Source organism: Agrobacterium sp., from assembly GCF_032092815.1.
Taxonomy (GTDB): Bacteria; Pseudomonadota; Alphaproteobacteria; order Rhizobiales; family Rhizobiaceae; genus Agrobacterium.
The window spans coordinates 171,058-192,039 of record NZ_DAMDBP010000003.1; the positions used below are offsets into that span (position 1 = coordinate 171,058).

Below are 20,982 nucleotides of genomic sequence, written 5' to 3' on the forward strand. Positions count from 1 at the left end.
CAGTTTTATCACCCGATGGGCCTTGCCGCCGTTCCCGTTTATTTTTTAGTGGCCGGCAAGGCTCATTCTCAAAATGTCATTGAGGTGGGATGCCACCTTCTCCTGTTCCTCTTCACTCCTGATAAGATCATTGCGGATCTCGATCATCACATTCAGCAAACCTTCCGGCAGCGCATGCAGCCGCAATGTGTGCGTCACGCCATCCTGCGGTCCGTAAGGTTCGTTTCGTTCCACCCGATACGGACTGGTCTTGCTGGCCGAAAGCATGCCATCCGCCAGACGGCTATCGACATCATGCAACACCCCAATTTCCACTGCGCGAGGCTTCCCGTTATAAACGGGCGTGAAGCTGTGAACAGTCACGATCACCGGACTGCGCCCCTGCGCCTGACGGGCGGCAATAATGTCATCAACCCGCTCGTGAAACGGCATGTAGAGCGCCGACGTACGGGCAAAACGCTCGGCATCTGAAATCTGCCGATTTCCGGGTATTTCGTAGATCTCGCTGGTCGCAGGCATGGCAGCCGTTGCTTCCGGCGGACGGTTGCAGTCATAGATCAACCGAGAATAACGTTGATAAACCAACGTCGCATCCAGCTTGCCCATCAGAAGTTTCGCGACAGCCAGTGCGCCTGGATCCCAGGCAATATGACTTGAAAGCGCGGCAGCAGACAAGCCAAGCGTTCCGAAATAATCCGGTATCGTCTGTGAGGCATGTTCACAAATCAGCAGCACATCGCCCACGGCATCCGCATTTTCCACGGCAACGGCGTCACCTTCATTGTCTGTGAAAAACCGCGAACGCAATGTCATGCATGAACCCCCGCCTGATCTCGCCGCATCCCCATGCAGCAAGAAAAGAATTCTTCACCATTCCATTTCTGTCAAATGAATTCTGAAAAAATCTTTTCAATTTTTCGATTGACTCCTGCGAGGTGAGCATTGTTAATCAATGGCACCAGACCGGCGCGAAGACCGGAAGGGGGAAAATTTGCAAAGTGCAGCGACTACCGTCTCGGATGTCATCCATAGCCATTATGAAGGCCTGACGAGAGCTGAAAAACAGCTCGCGGAAAGCCTGCTTGCCAACTACCCAGTGTCGGGTCTCGGCAGCATCACCACCATTGCCGATAACGCTGGCGTTTCAACGCCAACCGTTGTGCGCATGGTGCAGAAACTTGGCTTCAGGGGATATCCGGAATTTCAGGCAAGGTTGCATCAGGAGCTGGAAGCGACGATTTCCGGCCCGATCGCCAAACATGACCGCTGGGCATCCAATGCCCCCGGCCTGCACATTCTCAACCGTTTTGCCGATGCCATTACCAGTAACCTGCGCGACACGCTGAGTGACCTCGACACTGCCTCATTCGACAATGCGGCAGCACTGCTCGCCGACCGCAAGCGCAGCCTCTATTTTGTCGGCGGCCGCATTACAGGATCGATCGCTGAATATTTCTTCACCCATATGCAGGTCATCCGTCCGAAAACGACACTGATGTCGTCCAACTCCAGCTCATGGCCGCAATATATGCTGAACATGAGTGCAGGCGACGTGCTGGTAATCTTCGACATCAGGCGTTACGAACACGACATGGCGACCCTTGCCGAGGTTGCCCATGCCAATGGTGTCAGCATTCTGCTGTTTACCGACCAGTGGACCTCGCCTGTCGCAAAACATGCATTGCATACGTTTAGGGTGCGCATCGAAGCACCGTCCGCGTGGGACTCGTCCGTTGTTACCCTGTTTGTTGTTGAAGCCCTGATCGAAGCCGTTCAGAGCCGCTCATGGGATGAAACGAAGGAACGCATGAACGCACTGGAAGGGCTTTTCGAGCAAACACGTCTGTTCCGCAGACCCGACAGAACATGAACATCAGCCAGAATGCATATTCCTTGACGAATATAGCATCTGCTGCTTGGATAACCCTCACAACGCCTCCGGCGCGTGATTGGGAGAACATAAGCCGGAGTAGACGCTTAGACATTTTTCACTGAACAAAAGAATATTTTTCCGCTTCATGGGTTGCAACAAAAAGCAAAGATGGCGGAAAAAAGGCGAAAAGCGGCGGAATCCGGATAAGGGCAACGCATTCTGATCGTCACATTAAGTTCACGTAACGGAAGTATCAGCGTCCGCCGACGTCTGAGAACCACGAAGAGGAGAAAAAAGTGATCTCTACCAGCCGCCGCCTGTTAGCACTGTCTACAGCCATTGTGATCGCCTCCACGGCCGTCGCATCTGCCGAGCCAAGTGCAGAACTCATCGAAGCTGCCAAGAAGGAAGGCATGCTGACCACGATCGCTCTGCCGCACGACTGGTGTGGTTACGGCGATGTTATCGCCGCTTTCAAGGCCAAGTATCCTGAGATCACCGTCAACGAACTGAACCCGGATGCTGGTTCCGCTGACGAAATCGAGGCCATCAAGGCAAACAAGGACAACAAGGGCCCGCAGGCTCCTGACGTGATCGACGTTGGGCTTGCCTTCGGCCCTCAGGCCAAGGCCGAAGGCCTTCTGCAGCCTTACAAGGTATCCACCTGGGACGAAATTCCTGAAAACGTCAAGGATGCCGAAGGTTACTGGTACGGTGACTACTACGGCGTTATGTCATTCTTTGTGAACAAGGATCTCGTTACAAATGCTCCTAAAGACTGGGCTGACCTTTTGAAGCCGGAATATGCCGGTCAGGTTGCTTTAGCTGGTCCTCCGCTAACATCAAACCAAGCAATTCTTGGCGTTTTAGCTGCCGGACTTTCAACAGATGCGAAGTCAGGCAAGGACGCAGGCGAAGCTGGTTTGAAGTATTTTGCTGAACTCAATAAGTCGGGCAACTTCGTACCAACTGTAGGTAAGGCTGGCACGCTTGCGCAAGGCTCGACACCAATCGTAATTGCTTGGGATTACAATGCGCTGTCCTGGGCAAAGACACTGAACGGCAACCCTCCGACAGAAGTTGTCGTTCCTGAGAAGGGCGTATTGGCAGGCGTTTACGTTCAGGGCATTTCCGCCTACGCACCGCACCCGAATGCTGCCAAGCTGTGGATGGAGCACCTGTATTCCGACGATGGTCAGCTTGGCTGGTTGAAAGGTTTCTGCCACCCGATCCGCTTCAATGCGATGGCAAAGGCAAACAAGATCCCGCAGGATCTGCTTGACGCCCTGCCACCAGCAGCAGCTTACGAAAAGGCATACTTCCCGACCCTTCAGGAAGTTGACGACAACAAGGCTGCCGTCACCGCCGGCTGGGACAGCGTTGTTGGCGCTAACGTGCAGTAAGCACTGATACGTGACCGCCCCGGCCGTTGCACGCTGGGGCGGTTTTTTTTATAAATAGAAACAAGACCGCATGAATTGCGGCGTGTGGGGCAAACGGCATGTCATCAGCCAACACTGGCGCGACCCGGCAGACAAGCAAGCGACCTCGCCTTCCGCTTGATTGGCTGGGCGTTGTTCCGTTTCTTATATTTGTTGTTCTTTTCCTGTTTTTGCCGACAATGAAAATTGTCATCGGCGCATTTCAAAATCCGGATGGCAGCTTCACGCTGGATAACATCGCCGGACTTTTCACGCCCTCCATCATGGCCGCCTACTGGATTTCGATTAAAATCAGTATTGCCTCGGCCCTGCTCGGGTGTCTGATCGGTTTTAGTGTGGCCGCAGCCGTTGTGCTGGGAGGCCTACCTAAATGGATTCGCGGTCCACTGATCACATTTTCCGGCGTGGCTTCCCAGTTCGCGGGAGTGCCACTGGCATTTGCGTTCTTAGCAACTCTTGGACCTGTCGGTATTGTCACAGTTTTTTTGAAGTCGCAGCTAGGAATTGACCTGCGCCTTATGGGATTCAATCTGATTTCTTTTTGGGGCCTGACAATAACATATCTCTTCTTCCAGATTCCACTGATGATCCTCATTATCACGCCTGCGCTTGATGGTCTAAAGCGGGAATGGCGAGAGGCAGCATCAATTCTTGGTGCAACCGATAGCCAGTACTGGCGTTATATAGCGTTACCAATCTTGACGCCGTCCATCCTTGGAACCTTTTCGCTACTATTTGCGAATGCATTTGGCGCCGTGGCCACTGCTATTGCACTCACTGGCTCGTCTCTAAATATCGCACCTATTCTTCTATTTGCCCAGATCCGCGGTGACGTTCTTGGCAACCCGCATCTCGGTTACGCCCTTGCCTTCGGCATGATCGTGCTGACCGGCATTGCCAATGCGCTTTATATCTGGCTGCGTGCCCGCAGTGAAAGGTGGCTGAAATGAAGCGTATTTTCGCCTGGGGTGCACTGGTCTTCGGCATCCTCTATTTCGCCCTGCCGTTGATCGGCATGACCAATTTCTCGATGAAAATGCGACGCGGCGAATATTCCTTCGACGCTTACGCCAAGGTGCTTGGCGATCCGCGTTTTCAGGAAACCTTCAGCTATTCGGTGATGATGGCACTGTTCACCATCCTGTTCGGTGTGTTGCTGGTGGTTCCGACTGCCTATTGGGTGCGTCTCAAACTTCCGGCCCTTCGCCCTTACGTGGAATTCGTCACGCTGTTGCCGCTGGTCATTCCCGCCATCGTTATCGTGTTCGGTTACATCAGGCTCTACAACACCTCGAGCTGGCTGCCGCTGACAGGTTCCGCCTTTGGAACCAACCTGTTGCTGATGTTCGGTTATGCAACGCTTGCATTGCCCTACATGTACCGCGCAGTCGATACCGGACTTCGCACCATTGATATCGGCACGTTGACCGAAGCCGCCCAGAGTCTTGGCGCCGGCTGGTTTACCATCCTGTCACGCATCATCCTGCCAAATGTACTGGTTGCCGTGCTGTCAGGTGCGTTCCTGACCTTTGCCATCGTGATTGGTGAATTCACCATGGCAGCTCTTTTGAACCGCCCCGCCTTCGGACCTTACATGCAGTTGCTCGGCGCCAACCGCGCTTATGAGCCTGCAGCCCTTGCCGTTATTTCCTTCGGCATCACATGGGGTTGCCTTGGTCTGATCCAACTCGTCTCACGCTACCAGAAGGGCGCGCCTCCAAAGGCCTGAGGAAAAATTTATGAGCTTTTTGACACTTCAGAACATTAAAAAGTCCTTTGGCCCGGTGCAGGTCGTCCATGATTTCAACATGGCGATTGAAAAAGGTGAGTTCATTTCTTTCCTCGGCCCATCGGGATGCGGAAAGACCACGATTCTGCGCATGATCGCCGGTTTCGAAACACCAAGTGACGGCGACATTGTCATCAATGGTCGCAACCAGACGACGCTGAAACCCAACCAGCGCAATATCGGCATGGTGTTTCAGGCCTATGCGCTGTTTCCGAACATGAATGTGTATGAAAACGTCGCATTCGGTTTGAAGGTGGCCGGCAAGCCAAAGAACGAGATCGACACACGCGTCAAGGAAATGCTGGCGCTCATTCACCTCGATCACCTGGCAGACCGTTATCCCTACCAGATGTCCGGTGGCCAGCAGCAGCGCGTTGCTCTCGCCCGTGCATTGGCCCCCAAACCCGAAGTGCTGTTGCTCGACGAGCCACTGTCAGCGCTTGACGCCAAGATCCGCGTATCGCTGCGCGAAGAAATCCGTCAGATCCAGCGTCAGCTTGGCATCACCACCATTTTCGTGACCCATGACCAGGAAGAGGCTTTGTCCATTTCCGACCGCATCGTGGTGATGAATGCCGGTCGCGCCGATCAGATCGGCACACCGTTTGAGGTTTATAACACGCCGGAAACCCGCTTCGTTGCGTCCTTTGTCGGCACGCTCAACATTCTTGAGGCAACGGTGGTTGACCCTGCCAGCGCCACGGTCAAGATTGGCGAAACGACACTGACGCTGGCCGAACCAGTTGCTACCTACAAACGGGGTGACACGATTTCGCTCGCCCTTCGTCCGGAAGCCGGAACCCTGTCAGCCCAGGAAAACAAGGATTCATCCATTTCGGGCAAGGTGCTCAGCAGCAACTTCCTCGGCTCGGTCATCCGTACCCGTCTCGATGTCGCAGGACACAAGATCTCCTTCGACATGTTCAACAACCCCGGCATGCAGCCACCGGAACATGATTCCGTCGTGACGCTGCATTTCAACGCACGCGACCTTCTCGTTATCCGCGAGAAGTAAATACAATCGATTTAATTGTGCATTGTAGCGCTTTTGCCTCTGATGAGGCAAAAGCGACCAGAAACCGCTTGTAATCGGGGCAACGATACCGCATTCAACCGCTCGAACACTGAGTTTCAGGCCTTTCGGCGCAGTCAGAACAAGCCGGACAGTCTACTTAATGTTGTATGCGCAGTTCCTTGCCGTGACAGATTTGTAGCCGCAGCGGATTGCGTGGGGTCATCTACGAAGAAGAACGGCATCATCATGTCTCCCACCACGACACCGGCGGCTGTCCGCCCGCTTAATACGCAGGATTACCGTACCCTTGGCCTCTCCGCCCTTGGCGGTGCGCTCGAGTTTTACGACTTCATCATTTTCGTATTCTTTGCAACCGTTATCGGTCATCTGTTCTTTCCGGCTGACATGCCGGATTCACTGGTGCTGATTCAGACCTTCGGCATCTTTGCTGCCGGTTATCTGATCCGTCCGATCGGTGGCATCGTGCTTGCGCATTTCGGTGACCGGTACGGCCGCAAACGCGTTTTCGCTTTCTCCATTCTGCTGATGGCGTTGTCGACGCTTGGCATGGCATTGATGCCGACCTACGCAACCATCGGCGCAGCAGCTCCGATCATGCTGGTTGTCCTGCGCATGTTGCAGGGTGCTGCCATCGGCGGTGAAGTACCCGGCGCCTGGACATTTGTGTCGGAACACGTGCCCTTCCGCCGTGTTGGCCTTGCCTGCGGTTTCCTGACCTCCGGCCTGTCCTTCGGCATCATGCTCGGTTCGTTGATTGCAACGGCGATCAACAGCATTTTCACGCCTGAAGAAGTTGCAGGCTACGCATGGCGTATCCCCTTCTTCATCGGTGGCATATTTGGCCTCGTTGCCGTGTACCTGCGCCGCTGGCTCGAAGAGACACCGATCTTCAACGAGATGAAGAAGTCTAAGTCGCTGTCGCGTGATCTGCCGCTCGGCACCGTGTTGAAAAACCACAAGCGCGGCGTGATCATTTCTGCCCTGCTGACATGGGTTCTTTCCGCAGCCATCGTCGTCACCACACTGATGACAGCAACCTTCCTGCAGAAGCTCTATGGTTACACTGCACTGCAATCCCTGGCGGCCACCAGCTTTGGAACGCTGTTCCTGATCATCGGCGTGATCCTTGCCGGTGTTCTGGTTGACAAGATCGGCAGCGGCCGTTTCTTCATGGGCGCAAGCGTGTTCTTTGGTGTGGCCACCTTCACCTTCTACAGCTTTGCCGGCACCTCGGTTACAGCCCTGTTCGGTCTTTACGCCGTGATGGGTCTTTCGGTCGGCATCGTCGGTGCAGTGCCTTACGTGATGGTTCGTGCTTTCCCGGCATCGGTGCGTTTCTCCGGCATGTCCTTTGCCTATAATGTCTCCTACGCCATCTTTGGCGGGTTGACACCGGTCGGCGTCACCACGGCGCTGGCTTACACGCCCATGGCCCATGCCTGGTATCTGGTATTCATCGCCGTTCTGGCCTTTGCAATCGGCGTTTACCTGCATGTGCGTGGCGACGAAGTTGAAAGCCATGTCGGCATCGAAGAACTGGACACACTGCGCGCCTGATCATACAGGCGTCAGATATCAACACAGCAAAAAGGCGCGGAATTCCGCGCCTTTTTCTTTTGCTTCAAACCGTTATCGGCAAAGCCGGAATCAGTTCATCAACGACCTGATTCAATCTCTCAGGCCACGCCGTCCACGTCATCGGCACCAGCGCTGGGCACATAGTTTAGTACCGGGCCCAGCCAGCGTTCAACCTCCACAACCGGCATGCCCTTGCGTGTGGCATAGTCCTGAACCTGATCGCGCTCTACCTTGGCAACACCGAAATAATAGCTTTCGGGGTGGCCGATATAGATGCCCGATACAGACGAGCCCGGCCACATCGCATAGCTTTCCGTCAGTTCAACGCCCGTGGCATTGGTGGCATCCAGCAGGCTGAACAGCGTCTTCTTTTCGGTGTGGTCAGGCTGCGCCGGATAACCGGGAGCCGGACGAATACCGGCATAGGCTTCGCCAACCAGTTCCTCATTGCTGAAGCTTTCATCCGTGGCGTAACCCCAGAACTCCTTGCGCACCCTCTCATGCATGCACTCGGCAAAGGCTTCGGCAAAACGGTCAGCAAGCGCCTTCACGAGGATCGACGAATAATCGTCATTGGCACGCTCAAAACGTTCGGCAATCGCAACTTCCTCGATACCCGCCGTCACAACGAAACCGCCGACATAGTCTTCAACACCGCTGTCCTTTGGTGCCACGAAGTCCGACAGGGCAACGTTCGGACGACCATCCCGCTTGGAAAGCTGCTGGCGAAGCGTGAAGAAGGTTGCCAGTTCCTCGGCGCGGCTTTCATCGGTAAACAGGCGGATATCGTCGCCCACCGTGTTGGCCGGCCAGAAGCCGATGACAGCACGCGGACGGAACCACTTCTCGTCGATGATCTTTTTCAGCATGGCCTGTGCATCAGCATAAAGCTGGCGTGCGGCTTCACCCTGCTTTTCATCCTCAAGAATTGCCGGGAAGCGACCCTTCAATTCCCAAGTCTGGAAGAACGGCGTCCAGTCGATGTAACGCGACAGTTCCTCGAGGTCATAGCTCTCAAACACCTTGGTGCCGTAGAACTGTGGCTTCACAGGCTTGTAGCTGTTCCAATCCACCTTCTGGGCATTATCGCGAGCACGTGACAGCGGCAGGCGCTGCTTTTCACGCTCGTTACGGGCATGCGCTTCAGCAACCTTGGCATATTCACCGCGAATGCCATCAATATAGGCCGGCTTCTGCTCAGCCGACAAAAGGGAAGACACCACACCCACCGCACGCGATGCATCGGTGACGTAGATCGCCTGGCCCTTTTCGTAGCGCGGATGGATCTTCACAGCCGTATGCACACGGCTGGTGGTTGCACCACCGATCAGCAGCGGGATGTCAAAACCCTGACGCTCCATTTCAGCAGCCACATGCACCATCTCATCCAGCGACGGCGTGATCAGACCCGACAGGCCGATCACATCGACTTTCTCGGCAATCGCCGTTTCCAGAATTTTCGAGGTCGGCACCATTACGCCAAGATCGATGATCTCGTAATTGTTGCAGGCCAGCACGACGCCAACAATGTTCTTGCCGATATCGTGTACGTCGCCCTTCACGGTCGCCATCAGCACCTTGCCGGCAGCACTGCGCTCAGAGCCACCATTCAGGCGTTTTTCCTCTTCCATGTAAGGCAAGAGCACGGCCACGGCCTGTTTCATGACGCGGGCAGATTTCACCACCTGTGGCAGGAACATCTTGCCAGCGCCGAACAGGTCACCCACCACGTTCATGCCGGCCATCAGTGGGCCTTCAATAACGTGCAGCGGACGCTCGGCCTTCTGGCGTGCTTCCTCTGTGTCGGCATCGATATACTCGGTAATGCCGTTGACCAGCGCATGCTCGAGACGCTTTTCAACCGGCAGTTCGCGCCAGGACAGGTCCTGCGCCTTGGCTTCCTTGGCACCGGCGCCACGGAACCGCTCGGCAATTTCCAGCAGGCGTTCGGTGGCATCATCGCGACGGTTCAGTACCACGTCTTCGCAGGCGTCACGCAGCTCAGGATCGATATTGTCATAAACCGCCAACTGGCCGGCATTGACGATACCCATGTCCATGCCAACCTGAATGGCATGGTACAGGAACACGGCATGCATGGCTTCACGCACCGGTTCATTGCCACGGAACGAGAAGGACAGGTTGGAAACACCACCGGAGATATGCGTCAGCGGCATGGTCTTGCGGATGGTTTCAGTCGCCTGGATGAAATCGACGCCGTAATTATTGTGCTCTTCGATACCGGTTGCCACCGCAAACACGTTCGGGTCGAAGATAATGTCTTCGGGCAGTAGACCTGCCTTTTCAGTCAGCAGTTTGTAAGCGCGGCTGCAAATCTCGACCTTGCGCTCATAGGTATCAGCCTGCCCGACTTCGTCAAAAGCCATGACAACAACGGCAGCACCATAGTTGCGCACAAGACGTGCCTGCTCAAGAAACTTCTCTTCGCCTTCTTTCAGCGAAATGGAGTTTACGATCGACTTGCCCTGAACGCATTTCAGGCCAGCTTCAATAATTTCGAATTTCGACGAATCGATCATGACGGGAACGCGGGCGATATCCGGTTCGGCAGCAATCAGGTTCAGGAACTCGACCATGGCCTTCTGGCTGTCAATCAGGCCTTCGTCCATGTTGATGTCGATGACCTGCGCACCGTTTTCCACCTGATCACGGGCAACGGCAAGCGCCGCCGTATAATCACCTGATGTGATCAGCTTGCGGAAACGGGCAGAGCCGGTCACGTTGGTGCGTTCACCGACATTGACGAAAGGAATGTCCTTGGTCAGCACGAAAGGCTCGAGGCCAGACAGCGACATGAAGGACTTGTGCTCAGGCACCTGACGCGGCTTGTAACCCTTCACGGCTTCTGCAATCGCGCGAATATGGTCCGGCGTCGAACCACAGCAACCGCCAACAATGTTGACCAGACCGTCGCGTGCAAAACCTTCGACTTGCTTTGCCATCATCTCAGGCGTTTCGTCATACTGGCCAAATTCGTTCGGCAGGCCGGCATTCGGATAGGCGCAGATGAAGGTGTCCGCAACGTCAGACAGTTCCTGCAAATGCGGACGCATCGCGTTAGCACCCAGCGCGCAGTTCAGGCCGATGGTGAATGGATTTGCGTGACGCACCGAGTTCCAGAACGCCGATGGCGTTTGACCCGACAGCGTGCGGCCGGACAGGACCGTGATCGTACCTGATATCATCACCGGCAGATAAATGCCCTTGGCAGCAAAACGCTCCTGGCAGGCGAAGATTGCCGCCTTGGCATTCAGCGTATCGAAGATCGTTTCGATCAGGATGAGGTCGGAACCACCATCAATCAGACCATCGATCTGCTCGCCATAGGCTAGACGCAGATCGTCGAAGGTCACGGCACGGTAACCGGGGTTGTTCACATCAGGTGAAATGGAGGCGGTACGGTTGGTCGGGCCGATGGCGCCGGCCACAAAACGGCGCTTGCCGTCTTCACGTTCGGCGCGCTGCGCCGCACGGCGCACAACGGCCGCACCTTCGCGGTTCAAATCGTAAACGGCACCTTCCATCTCGTAATCCGCCTGCGCAATGCTGGTGGATGAGAAGGTGTTGGTTTCCAGAATATCGGCACCGGCGATCGCGTAGCGATAATGGATGTCTTCAATCGCATTCGGCTGGGTCAGAATGAGCAGGTCGTTATTGCCCTTCTGATGGCAGGCACAACCGATGAAGCGGTTGCCACGGAAGTCATCTTCCTCAAATCCCAGTCCTTGGATCTGCGTGCCCATGGCACCATCAAGGATGAGGATACGCTCGCGCGCCGCCTGCTGCAGAGCTTTCAGAATTTCAGCGCCATCACGGCTGCCACCTTCCGGGCCGAACACTTCGTCAAACACGGGCACTCTCCTCATTCCAACTTGCGGTATCGCAAGCATCAAGTCACATAAAGATATGTTTATGTCAATATATCTTCAAGGTACAGCAATGGTTTCGCGTCTTTAAGCACAATAAGAGAATCGTCTTATACGTGACTTCAAACACATCACCAGATATAGCTTTCCCCAACATGGAGGAAGACAATGCCCAAGGCTGAAACACTCTCTGCAAACTGGAGCGCCCTGCCCCTACACAGGCAATGGCTGATGAAACAGGCAGAGGGTCTGTATGATTTCTTTCAATACCGCGCTGTAAATCCAAAAGGTGGTTTTTTCGACCTCGACCCCAGCGGCGCCCCTTTGCAGCCGAACAATCCGGTTCGTGGTATTCATGCCTCCGCCCGCATGGTGCATTCTTTCGCTATTGGCCATTTGCTCGGTCGCCCCGGATGTGGCGACATTATCGACCATGGCATGACCTATCTGTGGGGAAACCACCGCGACACGCAGCATGGCGGCTATTTCTGGCAGGTGGATGACAACGGCCCAGTCGATTCCAGCAAGCAGGGTTATGGCCACGCCTTTGTGTTGTTGGCTGCCTCCTCCGCAAAAATGGTTGGCCATCCGCTGGCAGACGCCATGCTGGCCGATGTGACAGAGGTTTTGCAGTCCCGTTTCTGGGAAGAAAACCACGGCGCCATCAATGAGGAATTCAATCGCGACTGGTCGCCCATCGAGGCCTATCGCGGCCAGAACTCCAACATGCACCTGACCGAAGCCCTGATGGCCGCTTACGAGGTGACCGGTGAGCGCAGCTATCTCGACAAGGCAGAGCGCATTGCCAACCTGATCATCAACCGTTGCGCCCGCGCGCTCGATTTCCGCGTGCCTGAACATTTTGATGAGAACTGGACCCTGAACAAGGATTATCGCGGCAACGAGATGTTCCGCCCTTCTGGTTCCACGCCCGGCCACTGGCTGGAATGGGCACGCCTGATCCTGCAATTGTGGGTGTTGGGTGAACGCAAACATGACTGGATGCCACTTGCTGCGCAGTCGCTGTTTGTGCAGTCCATGGCGCTTGGCTGGGACAGGCAGCAAGGCGGCTTTTTCTACACGTTGGACTGGGACAATGTTCCGGCAAAGAAAGAAAAGCTCTGGTGGCCAATGTGTGAGGCAGCCGGTGCTGCCCACTTCCTCAATGAGAATCTGCCGGCTGACGCCTTTTATGAGGACAGCTATCGCAAGATCTGGAGCACCATTGCCAACCGCTTCATCGATCACAAAAACGGTGGCTGGCATGAGGAACTGACAGAAAATCTCGTTCCGGCAAACACGCTATTCCCGGGCAAGGGTGATATCTATCACGCGCTGCAGGCCTGCCTCATTCCACTGTTCCCAGCCGTTGGCAGCCTGACCAAGGTCATAGCAGAAAAAGACGGCCGGTTCTGACCGTCACATCATACTCTTCCGTGCCGCGTCCCGCGCGGCACGGCTTGCCAAAATCCGGCTTAAAACCCGATGCTTTCTTCAAACTCATCCCAGGATTCGTACATCGCATACCGACCAATGCCAGGAATCGGCACATGGCCGTAATAGGGTGACAGCTGGAATTCGGAAAACATTTCGCTTTTTCCAGCCACCGCGCCAACATACATGGCAGACACCAGCCCAGTGCGGTTGGCACCATGCTCACAATGGATGAGAATGGGCTTTTCAGCGTTTTTCATGATCTGAACAAGAAGCTCAGCATCATCCTGTGTCAGCTTTTCCTTGGAACTGAGCGGAAAATCGACCAGACGAATACCGTTTGCCTTGGCCGCTTCGCTTTCTGCCTCGTACCAGGCTTCGCGTTTTTCATCCCGCAGATTGATGATGGTCTTGATGCCGTAGGTTTCGGCGTAAGACGCGATATCCTTGCCGCTTGGCTGTGCCGAGCGATAAAGCTCGCCCGGCAAAACTTCATGGAAATTTCCGATCAGTTGATTGATGCCCATATGGGCACCGGTCAAAACGGGCAATGCAACTAGGCAGACAGCCGCAATCTTCGCAATTTTCAAAATTCGCACAAACATACACTCATATACGCACGCAACAATGGCGCTTACTTGTCAGCGCAGGAGCGATAAAACAAGTAAACCATGGTTGCATTCGAAGGCGTAGAGGCGTCACGATTGCGTGAGGTTTTCGCCCTGACTCCACTCGGGAAGCGGGAAAACCCGGTCGTAGAGCCAATTGAAAACAAAGGCATACCCCATATAGAACAGGGCAAAGGCTGCATCCATGATAAAGGCCGCCCAGATGGTGATGCCAAGATAGATGGCAATGAACGGCAACAGCACGACAAGCAGGCCGACCTCAAATAGCACCGTGTGCAACGCGCGGATCGGGATCGTCTTTTCCGTCGTGCCGCGCCAGCGCGTCATCGCAATATCGAAGCTCAGGTTGTAAACGTAATTCCAAAGCGTGGCGAGCGTCGCACCAACCACGGCAATCACACCAATGTCTTCTATCGGTTTGTTGAACGCCAGCGCGCCAAGCGGCGTGACCAGCAAAAGACCAATGACTTCAAAGCTGATGGCGTGACGGATTCTATCGCGAACAGAACGCATATTATTCCCCTGTGGGTCATACCGGGTCGTCCCGATCACTGTTCCCGTTATGGGGGAGGCCGTCCTCTCTTGTGCCCCTAGATAGGACATGCCGTGTCAATTGCAACAGTTTTCCTTTCCCCGATCACCGGAGAAAATCGTGAAAAAAACGGAAAAAGGGCAGCGGAAATCCACTGCCCTCTTCTTCAAGTGATTACTGCTCCAGCGCAAATGTCAGGTTTACAGTCACGGTATAGTTGTTTTCACCAGCCGCGATCGGCACGCCTGCGTCCATTTCCTTCATCATCGCCGCGCGCATCATTGGCTGCGGCATTGGGCGTGGCATGTTTTCGTTGATTTCAATTACCCGACCGAGCTTCACACCCGTCGCCTCAGCAAGGGTCTTTGCCTTTTCCAGCGCATTGGCAACCGCTGCCTTGCGCGCTTCGGTCACCGTCGCATCCGGCTTGTCATTGGTGAAGCTTATATCGCCACCCTGATTGATGCCGAGCTTGACGGAGGTATCAATGATGCCACCGAGCTTGCTGAGATCGCGAACCCGAACGGTCAAACCGTTGCTGACCTGATAACCCGTGATTTCAGGGGCTACATAAACGCCGTCCTTCGGCTCAACCTGCTTGTAGAGCGGCTGAATGGAGAAGTTGCTGGTCTGTAGATCCTTGTCATCGATCTTGTCGTCCTTCAACGCTGCCAGCACTTCGGACAGGGCCTTGCTGTTGGCTTCAAGCGCAGCAGCAGCGGTTTCCGCCTGCTTCACGACACTGAAGGAAAGAATCGCCATGTCAGGCACGATTGCGGCCTGTCCCTCACCGGAAACATTGATCGTTGCCTCGCGCGGCGTTGATGCCTGTGCGAACGCAACACTTGCTCCCATAGGCAGTGTCGCAAATGTCGTGAATGCCGCCAGAACCAAAGCAGTGCGGGCATTTTTAGCAATCATGGAATGTCTCCTCGTTATTGGATGCACCAAATCGTTGTAAGTTTGATCGCATCTCTATCCTGTGGCAATAGATTGTGAAGCCTTTACGGCAATGGCTTGTAGGTTCTGACAAATTGGGTTAGAGCCATTTTCACGCCATTATGAACCATTGCATATGGCGCGGTTCAGCACATGCTGTTCAACGGGCCTGTAGCTCAATGGTTAGAGCCGGCGGCTCATAACCGCTTGGTTGGGGGTTCGAGTCCCTCCGGGCCCACCATCACCCCTTTAAAAGCAACGAGCCAACTGCACACGAGCAGTGCATTTCCGCATTCAAAAAACGCCCCGTGCCTGCCCTTGTAGGGCAAAGCAAGAGGCGTTCCGTTCAGGCCGTCAAGGGCGGGTAGGACTTGGACGGCTGAAACTTCGAAAGTTTAGCGGCGGATGACCGGGCAACCACGTACATTGGCAAAAACAACGCGGTCGCGACCGTGACGATCAAAACCGGCAACAACGACACGGCGCGGAGACACGTCAACAACGCGGGCGCGGCGCAGGCCCATCCGGCTTGCCTTTTCCTCTGCAAACCATGGCGAGCAATTGTCACGTCGACGATCACGCTCACGGTGCCAACCGGGGCCACCATGGCCATGGCCACCGGCATTGTAAATGCCAAAGCGAATTTCAGGACCACCGGCAGAAGCTGTGGAAGCCGTTGCCGAGAAACCACCAAGCGCTATGAGTGCTGCCAGACCGGCTTTTGCAAAACTATTGAACATTGTGTTTTCTCCAATTCTCAAGGGTTGGACCAATAAAGATCCCGCATTTCCCAAGCGGTTGAAGAGAACATAGAAAAATCAGGCTGAACGGATTCAGAACCGTCCGTTCAGCTATAGTTCATTATGATTAACTTGGCCGAGAATGGAACATAACCTTCTGTTTTGTATGCAAAAATAGAAAATCATGAAGACAGATGAAATACAATTTCACGTCTGTGAGACTGGTCGCGGTGTTCGAAAAGATAGATGCCTTGCCACGTTCCAAGCACCATGCGACCCGCTGAAACAGGGATGCCAATCGACACCTGCGTCAGCGCTGATTTGATATGCGCCGGCATATCATCCGGGCCTTCCATGGTGTGAATGACCCAGCGCATGGAGGGATCGTTTGACGGCGGTACAAGGCGGGAAAAAAACACGTGCAAGTCTCGTTGCACATCCGGGTCGGCATTTTCCTGAACAAGCAATGAGCAGGATGTGTGACGAACAAACACCGTCAACAACCCCTCATCCACGCCACTGTCACGCACAAAGGATGCTGCCTCGCGCGTGAACTCATAAAGTCCCTGCGCGTGTGTGGCGATTGTAATTTTTTTCTGCGGCATGCGTTTTTTCCTGATTTTCAAGGGAACTTAACCGTCTCGAAAATGTTGATAGCCATCAGGGCAATTTCCATAACGGGACGAAAGCGTGATTACTGCAACATTGGCTGATTTCTTTGCCCTACTATTTCCCAGTCTTGACCGCAGACAGCTATGCATGTCGCTTGAAACAGGTGCCGCACTCAACCGTTCCCCACTGATAATTCATCAAAAATCATCAATTGCGTCTGTATATCCTCGACATAGCAACGCCGTTGTTTCGGTTCCGGTTCGTTTTGAAAGTATGGCATATGAATATCCCTGACAAACAGGTCAACCTGACAAACTGCGACAAGGAACCCATCCATATCCCCGGATACATCCAGCCACATGGCTGTTTGATTGCCTGTGACAAGGCCATGCACACGGTGATCAGGCACTCTGAAAACTGTGCCGAAATGCTGCAGGAAGACGAGCACCTGCATGGCAGGCAGATCGAATCCATTCTTGGCGAGCAGGCAGTTCACGATTTGCGCAATGCGCTGACCATCATGAACCGCAGCGAACGGCCAGCCGTTTTGCCCGGCGTCAGGATCAAGGACGACTTGGTCTTCGACATTGCAGTGCATCGCCACAAGTCAACCACCATCATTGAGCTTGAACCATCCAGCCGGGAAGTTTATCCCCTACATATTGCGCAGCGGATGATTGAGCGGATCAAATCCCTCAACAGCATCGACGTATTTGTCGAACGCACCGCCAAGCTGGTCAAGGCTACGCTTGGTTATGACCGCGTGATGATCTACCGTTTCGAAGAGGATGGTGCCGGCAAGGTCATCTCCGAAGCCAAGGAAAGAGAGCTGGAAAGCTTCCTCGGCCAATATTTCCCGGCCAGCGATATTCCCCAGCAGGCGCGTGCGCTTTATCTGAAAAACACGCTGCGCATCATCTCCAATGCCAGAGGTGAGCGTGTGGCTATCAACCCGGTCCTCGATGCATCCGGTGAACCGCTTGATCTGTCATTTGCGCATTTGCGCAGCGTTTCACCTATTCATCTCGAGTATCTGCGCAACATGGGTGTGTCCGCATCCATGTCGATTTCCATCATCGTCGATGGTGTTTTGTGGGGTCTGATCGCCTGCCATCATTATTCCCCACGCATGTTGTCGATGCCGGAACGGCTTGCCGCAGAAATGTTCGGTGAGTTTTTCTCACTGCATCTGCAGGCACTGAAACAGAAACGCAAACTGGACACAGCAAATCAGGCCCATGCAGCCCTCGATACGTTTCTACGCATTGCTGCGCACCACACTGACATTGAACAGCTTCTGGTCGAAAGTTTCCATGATTTCACACGGTTGATGCCGTGTGATGGCGTTGGCCTGTGGCTCAATGGCAAATGGTACGGTTATGGCTCGACACCGCCAGAAGAGGCTATTCCCGCTTTGGTGATGTTCACGACATCCATGGTTGAAAGTGCAAAGATCTGGGCTGGCCACAGCCTCACACAACAGCATCCGGAAGCGGCCTCCTATAGCAGTCTGGCTGCAGGCATGCTGGCCATTCCGCTATCGCAGGTCGAGGAAAAATACCTGCTGTTTTTCCGCAAAGAGCTGATCCAGACCCTAAACTGGGCCGGAAATCCGGAAAAATCCTATGAAACCGGTCCAATGGGTGACCGCCTGACCCCGCGCAAGAGTTTCGCCATCTGGAAAGAAACGGTGGAAATGCAGGCCCAGCCATGGACTGAAGCCGACAGGCAGATTGCCGAAGCCGCACGTGTCGCACTGATGGAGATCGCCTTCCACCACAGCGAGTTGATGGCAGGTGAACGCAAACGCGCCGAAGTGCGCCAACGCATGCTGAACGAGGAACTGAACCACCGCGTCAAGAATGTGCTTGCGATCATCAAGTCGATCGTCGGCAACCCAAAACAGCAAGGCCGCACGCTGGAGGATTATATCACATCGCTCAAGGGGCGCATACAGGCGCTGTCCTTTGCCCATGACCAGATTATACGTGGTGATGGCGGTGGCGCCCTGAAAGACCTGCTCGACGCAGAACTGACCCCACACAAGGCAGGCGAAGGCACGATCACGCTGGATGGCCCCAATGTGGTGCTTGATTCGCGCGCCTTTTCGGTCATGGCGCTCGTGCTGCATGAATTGGCCACCAATGCCGCCAAATATGGTGCGCTCGCCCATAATGGCGGACATCTGACCGTCAGCTGGAAACTGAACGAGGTCGGCGACTGCGCACTCGATTGGCGCGAAACTCTGCGGTCCAGCCTGGTGCCGCCATCACGCACGGGTTTCGGCACCGCACTGATCAACCGCAGCATTCCCTATGACCTTGGCGGCAAAAGCACCACCACCTACCTGCTGGATGGCCTGCAGGTACAAATGCTGCTGCCAGCCCGCCATGTCTCTTCATCGTCATCGGTGGCCCCAAGCACCATTGACCATAATACCGTTACCCCGTCACACCATCATGAAAAGGGTGAGCCCTTGAAAGTGCTACTCGTTGAAGACCAGATGCTGATTGCTATGGATGTTGAAAACATGCTGGAAGACAACGGCATATTTGGCGTCGAAACCGCCACATCCTCCGGCATGGCACTGGAAAAGCTGAAAAGCTTCTCACCTGATATCGCCATCCTCGATATCAATCTCGGTTCGGACACCTCCATTCCGGTCGCCCAGGAACTGCTGAAGCGGGATATACCATTCATGTTCGCCACCGGCTATTCCGACAGTCTTTCTGTGCCGGTCGAACTGACCAATGTCCCTGTCATCCGCAAACCCTACGATGAAGACGCGCTGATGTCCGCCATTGGTAGACTGGCGCCCAAACGGGAAAGCGCCTGAGGCGTCAGGTTCAATAAACCGGTAAACCGCGTTTCACGGCATCAGCCTGCGGCACCGCCGTCTTGCCGATGTCGAACCGAAACGAGGTGACTTTGAAGTTGTCGAGGTCAACCTCACATTGGAACGTAATATCGTACCAACGATTATTGATGTTAAACGCACCACCACTCGCCTCCAGCACATTGCCGGTGATCACACGACCCTTTTCCGAATTTGGTACAACGCCTCGCAGTCCAACGGAGTCAGCGCGTGTCGCACGGATCTGCGCCAGAGCCTCAATACTGCACATCTGCGCGATACGGCGTCTGGGTGGCAAATCGCCCAGCATGGAGCGCACGGCAGGATCTTTAATCGTCTGACCTGATAAAAGCTTCTTGGCGCTCTTTAATTTCTTTGGCGTATCGGTTTTCGGTGGCTGTGCCGCGGAATTCTGCTCGACGGGTTTGTCTTCGACAGGCTTCTCCTGTGGCTTGACCTCTTCGGCTTTCTTTGGATCTTCTGCCTTTACAGGATCAGGCGGCCCCAACTCACCATCGGCAGCGGTCGGAGGCGGGTTGTCCTCGGCAGCAGCTGGTGCGGTTTTCGACTCGGCAGTCTCAACCGGTTTCTCGTTTGGCTCGGTTGCCGTTTCGGTTCGCTTTTCTTCCGGTTGAGCAGGATCTTCCGAGACGGACGTCTCGTCTTCAGGACTGGCGCCAGGATTATCCATCACATCAGTCAGTTGCGGCTCTGGGCGGATCGGGATGTTCGGCAGCTCGGCCAACGACATGTTTTGCGCAGCCTGCTCCACTGGCGGCCGAGGCGGTGGCGGAGGTGCAGCAGGCTCTTGTGGCTTTTCCTGTTCCTTTTCAGACTCTGGTGGAGGAGGTGGCGCCTCAGGCGGTGGAACCAGATCGACACTGATGCTTTCCGGCTCAGCCACCTCAGTTGGAAAATCCGGCAACTGCAAAAAGAAAACACCAACAATGGCCAGGTGCAGCACGATCGATACCGGGATCGTCCATCCTTGCTGCCACCATTGTTTGTCTGGAATCTTCTGCATCGCACACCATCAATAGTGCAAACATAGCCAAAGTGCGACGGCGTTCTCGTACAATATCCCGTGCATGAAACAGATAGGTGCGGCCAGATGGATCGCAATAAAAAACCGGCCACAAGGGCCGGTTTTTTTGAATTCATGTCGCTGTTTTTAGCTATCCAGGAACGAACGCAGCTTGCGCGAACGGCTTGGGTGCTTGAGCTTGCGAAGCGCCTTGGCTTCAATCTGACGAATACGTTCGCGGGTCACCGAGAACTGCTGACCAACCTCTTCCAGGGTGTGGTCGGTGTTCATGCCGATGCCGAAACGCATGCGCAGAACACGCTCTTCGCGTGGTGTCAGCGAGGCCAGAACGCGGGTTGTCGTTTCGCGAAGGTTGGCCTGAATGGCGGCATCGATAGGCAGAAGCGCGTTCTTGTCTTCGATGAAGTCACCCAGATGCGAATCTTCTTCGTCACCCACTGGCGTTTCGAGCGAAATCGGCTCCTTGGCGATCTTCAGAACCTTGCGCACCTTTTCAAGTGGCATGGCCAGTTTTTCAGCCAGTTCTTCCGGTGTCGGCTCGCGACCGATTTCATGCAGCATCTGGCGCGATGTACGAACGATCTTGTTGATC

17 protein-coding genes and 1 tRNA gene are annotated in these 20,982 nt (G+C 54.6%); 9 read left to right on the forward strand and 9 right to left on the reverse strand.

Going from position 1 to position 20,982, the window contains the following annotated elements; all coding sequences use genetic code 11:
* Positions 1–45: 45 nt before the first annotated feature.
* Entirely contained in the window at positions 46–813 is a 768-nt protein-coding gene (locus RT613_RS02725; RefSeq protein WP_313612753.1) for an N-formylglutamate amidohydrolase, read from the reverse strand.
* A gap of 139 nt (positions 814–952) precedes the next feature.
* On the opposite strand from RT613_RS02725, the gene RT613_RS02730 reads away from it, so the two are divergent.
* From RT613_RS02730 to RT613_RS02755, 6 genes are all read left to right on the forward strand, one after another.
* Positions 953–1,870 (forward strand): MurR/RpiR family transcriptional regulator, encoded by a 918-nt coding sequence (locus tag RT613_RS02730; RefSeq protein ID WP_409558748.1) that lies wholly within the window; start codon positions 953–955, stop codon positions 1,868–1,870.
* A 299-nt stretch (positions 1,871–2,169) separates the two neighbouring features.
* Positions 2,170–3,276, forward strand: coding sequence for an ABC transporter substrate-binding protein (locus RT613_RS02735; protein WP_313612757.1), 1,107 nt, complete (start codon positions 2,170–2,172; stop codon positions 3,274–3,276).
* Positions 3,277–3,374: 98 nt separating this feature from the next.
* Positions 3,375–4,265, forward strand: a complete 891-nt coding sequence (locus RT613_RS02740; RefSeq protein ID WP_313612759.1) for an ABC transporter permease subunit — start codon at positions 3,375–3,377, stop codon at positions 4,263–4,265.
* Positions 4,262–5,044 carry an ABC transporter permease gene (locus RT613_RS02745; protein ID WP_313612761.1) on the forward strand — a complete coding sequence of 261 codons (783 nt, stop codon included), beginning with the start codon at positions 4,262–4,264 and terminating at the stop codon, positions 5,042–5,044. The genes RT613_RS02740 and RT613_RS02745 overlap by 4 nt, the downstream gene beginning before the upstream one ends.
* A 10-nt stretch (positions 5,045–5,054) precedes the next feature.
* Positions 5,055–6,119 (forward strand): ABC transporter ATP-binding protein, encoded by a 1,065-nt coding sequence (locus RT613_RS02750; protein WP_313612762.1) that lies wholly within the window; start codon positions 5,055–5,057, stop codon positions 6,117–6,119.
* Between the two features lie 246 nt (positions 6,120–6,365).
* On the forward strand, positions 6,366–7,697 hold the full coding sequence (locus RT613_RS02755) for an MFS transporter (RefSeq protein WP_313612802.1): 1,332 nt from the start codon (positions 6,366–6,368) through the stop codon (positions 7,695–7,697).
* Between the two features lie 119 nt (positions 7,698–7,816).
* Here the strand turns inward: RT613_RS02755 and metH are convergent, their stop codons facing one another.
* Entirely contained in the window at positions 7,817–11,590 is a 3,774-nt protein-coding gene (gene metH, locus RT613_RS02760; protein WP_313612764.1) for a methionine synthase, read from the reverse strand.
* A gap of 183 nt (positions 11,591–11,773) precedes the next feature.
* Between metH and RT613_RS02765 the strand changes: the two genes are divergently transcribed.
* On the forward strand, positions 11,774–13,021 hold the full coding sequence (locus RT613_RS02765) for an AGE family epimerase/isomerase (RefSeq protein WP_313612765.1): 1,248 nt from the start codon (positions 11,774–11,776) through the stop codon (positions 13,019–13,021).
* 59 nt (positions 13,022–13,080) lie between these two features.
* Here the strand turns inward: RT613_RS02765 and RT613_RS02770 are convergent, their stop codons facing one another.
* The 3 genes from RT613_RS02770 to RT613_RS02780 form a co-directional block, all read right to left on the reverse strand.
* Complete coding sequence (locus RT613_RS02770) at positions 13,081–13,644, reverse strand: dual specificity protein phosphatase family protein (RefSeq protein WP_409558749.1); 564 nt, start codon at positions 13,642–13,644, stop codon at positions 13,081–13,083.
* Between the two features lie 93 nt (positions 13,645–13,737).
* Entirely contained in the window at positions 13,738–14,181 is a 444-nt protein-coding gene (locus RT613_RS02775; RefSeq protein ID WP_313612767.1) for a PACE efflux transporter, read from the reverse strand.
* A 193-nt stretch (positions 14,182–14,374) separates the two neighbouring features.
* The gene (locus RT613_RS02780; protein WP_409558750.1) at positions 14,375–15,121 is read right to left on the reverse strand and encodes an SIMPL domain-containing protein; all 747 of its coding nucleotides are present in this window, start codon (positions 15,119–15,121) and stop codon (positions 14,375–14,377) included.
* A gap of 183 nt (positions 15,122–15,304) precedes the next feature.
* Here RT613_RS02780 and RT613_RS02785 point away from each other — a divergent pair.
* A tRNA-Ile gene (locus tag RT613_RS02785) sits at positions 15,305–15,380 on the forward strand.
* Positions 15,381–15,534: 154 nt separating this feature from the next.
* Here RT613_RS02785 and RT613_RS02790 read toward each other — a convergent pair.
* Both RT613_RS02790 and RT613_RS02795 read right to left on the reverse strand, forming a co-directional pair.
* The gene (locus RT613_RS02790) at positions 15,535–15,879 is read right to left on the reverse strand and encodes a hypothetical protein (RefSeq protein ID WP_313612769.1); all 345 of its coding nucleotides are present in this window, start codon (positions 15,877–15,879) and stop codon (positions 15,535–15,537) included.
* A gap of 182 nt (positions 15,880–16,061) precedes the next feature.
* On the reverse strand, positions 16,062–16,484 hold the full coding sequence (locus RT613_RS02795; protein ID WP_313612770.1) for a secondary thiamine-phosphate synthase enzyme YjbQ: 423 nt from the start codon (positions 16,482–16,484) through the stop codon (positions 16,062–16,064).
* Between the two features lie 287 nt (positions 16,485–16,771).
* On the opposite strand from RT613_RS02795, the gene RT613_RS02800 reads away from it, so the two are divergent.
* Positions 16,772–19,327, forward strand: a complete 2,556-nt coding sequence (locus RT613_RS02800) for an HWE histidine kinase domain-containing protein (RefSeq protein WP_313612771.1) — start codon at positions 16,772–16,774, stop codon at positions 19,325–19,327.
* Between the two features lie 10 nt (positions 19,328–19,337).
* Here the strand turns inward: RT613_RS02800 and RT613_RS02805 are convergent, their stop codons facing one another.
* Both RT613_RS02805 and RT613_RS02810 read right to left on the reverse strand, forming a co-directional pair.
* Positions 19,338–20,369 carry a DUF930 domain-containing protein gene (locus RT613_RS02805; RefSeq protein WP_313612772.1) on the reverse strand — a complete coding sequence of 344 codons (1,032 nt, stop codon included), beginning with the start codon at positions 20,367–20,369 and terminating at the stop codon, positions 19,338–19,340.
* Positions 20,370–20,516: 147 nt separating this feature from the next.
* A partial coding sequence (locus tag RT613_RS02810) for a sigma-70 family RNA polymerase sigma factor (protein WP_313612774.1) occupies positions 20,517–20,982 on the reverse strand: 466 nt, incomplete at its 5' end.